The organism is Shewanella sp. 10N.286.51.B8, from assembly GCF_041469325.1.
Classification (GTDB): Bacteria; Pseudomonadota; Gammaproteobacteria; order Enterobacterales; family Shewanellaceae; genus Shewanella.
The window spans coordinates 1-2,070 of record NZ_JBFRKG010000072.1 but is presented as its reverse complement, the minus strand read 5'-3'; the positions used below and the strand labels follow the sequence as shown (position 1 = coordinate 2,070).

Here is a 2,070-nt window from a genome sequence, read left to right as displayed (position 1 = left end):
CGGCCTATCCTTATCTGTTAGCTTTCTTTAACTACTAAACTGAAAGCTTTCTACCATTTCTATTCTTTGTTTTAAACTATCTAAACTTATAGAATTTCTAAAGCCATTAAAGCTAGTGGATATGCTAATTATTTTATCTGAATACCGCTTTTTCTCTTTAGTGGCACCTTCGTCTTTTGTTATATCTTCATGACGTTTCAAAGAGTTTCCAACTGTACTACTATCATAATCATCGTATTTAGCTCCGATTAAAAAGCCTTCTACTAAAGCACAAGAATGAGAATCTAAAAGCTTTGACTCGGGGATCATGCCATACAAATCGCTAATCAATTTTTCTGGAGTATCACCCTTATTGATATAGTCATTATAATTATCATAATGATACTCTTTGGCGATAAGAAGAAATGCTAATAATGCTGGGTAAAGATATATGTTTTCAGCCGTTGATTGAATGACCAAATTTATTTTTGCGAAAAGTTGCTCAACTTCACGTAGCGATAATTTTTTAGCGTTAGCTAACAACTTAAATGTATCTTTCAAATAATCTTTATCGTATTGAAATTCACGGTACTGCATTCTTTTTTGAAAGAAGTCATTAAACCCAAAGTTTATATATAATTGATCAACAAATGCATCTAAATCACTTTCGGGAAGTGTATATTCAATATCAATAAATCGCCTTAAATAGCCTATTGCTTCAAATTCAGCTCCGTATATCCCCTTTACACTGTGAGAGAGCTGAATCTTGTCCATAGCTAATACAAATACTAGCCCTTCAATATCAAGTAAGTGTTTAATTCTTTCAAGTAATTCAATTGCATAAGTAGGTCGACACCTATCTAGTTCATCAATGAATATAAACAAACGAGTTGTGTCACTTCCATCGTTGCTTAGAACCTTGGAAACACCAGATTTAAACTGTGATATTGCTTCTTTATTTTTTGTATACTCTGCTAAGAAATCTTTAGTTAAACCTTCCATCATTTTAGATGACTCATCTTCAATGATTTTTTCAGTATCTAAAATTCCTGCTGTCCCTACTTTTATTAATGCCGGTATTCCTTTTTTTAGTATATGAGAACCAGCTTTTTTCGTGGATTCCCAAGCCTTATTTTTCTCCTCATCACCGTTTATGAGTGTTTCTATTTTTTCATTTATTTCACCAAGAAAAGCTTGTAAAGGGTCACTGGCAAAGTCTGTTTCCCATGCACTAAAATAGATCGAGTTATGTTCTTTGTTTATTAACTGTGCATGTAACATCTCTAAGAAGGTTGTTTTGCCTTGCCCCCAAGGTGCATTTACAGATAAAACGATAGGAGAACTAATGTTCTCTAATAAAGTTGAAAAATTATCAACATGAGGTTGACGATTCAACCTATCATTTTTGAAAGGGTTTTCTGAGTCTACTATTACTTTATGAGACTTAAATTCCATTTTTCGACCTAGTTTGATTTGAAAGCTAACGCTCCTATAACAGGTGCAGCTATGCTGCATCCTTGTTTATAGGCTCATATGTGTTATGTAGTTTTTATATACGCCTCTGTTTCTTTAGAAAAAGCCACATACAATTGAAAACCAACATACAAAATTAAAACAAAAATCAATAGTAATGGAGAAACTTCAAATTGAAAACTCCCCAACCCCATTTGAGCAACTCCGTCACCACCAAATAGAGTATGCATAATTAAACCAAACCCAAGACCTAACGCTTGAATAGCTACGATAACCTTTAGAGCAATTAACGCTAGAACATTTTTAGTTAGTAAGCCATATGACACCAGAAGAAAAGAAATACTTACCCAATCTGTTGGTTTATCTGTGAATAAAGTAAGCAGAGCACTAAATCCAAAAAGAAAATACAAAGCGACAATAATTAATAAAGGGAACGGTCTTTCTGACGACTTATCCATTTTAATCTATTCCTGAGAACTACATAACAGCTTATTCAATAGCAGCACAATAATGTTCCAGGCTGCTCAATTCAAACTTCAAAGATACCATCGCTAAGTTATTGTTGTAAATCGAATATTTTCGCGAATACGTAAATAACGCTCAAAATACTGCCGGAAA

The 2,070-nt window shown here is 33.3% G+C and carries 2 protein-coding genes; both read right to left on the bottom strand.

Annotated elements, in window-relative coordinates:
- Positions 1-27: 27 nt before the first annotated feature.
- Positions 28-1,434: a P-loop NTPase fold protein gene (locus AB4160_RS19240; RefSeq protein ID WP_102520064.1), complete on the bottom strand. Its 1,407-nt coding sequence runs from the start codon at positions 1,432-1,434 to the stop codon at positions 28-30.
- 83 nt (positions 1,435-1,517) lie between these two features.
- Positions 1,518-1,910, bottom strand: coding sequence for a hypothetical protein (locus tag AB4160_RS19235; RefSeq protein ID WP_303415006.1), 393 nt, complete (start codon positions 1,908-1,910; stop codon positions 1,518-1,520).
- Between the last annotated feature and the right edge of the window lie 160 nt (positions 1,911-2,070).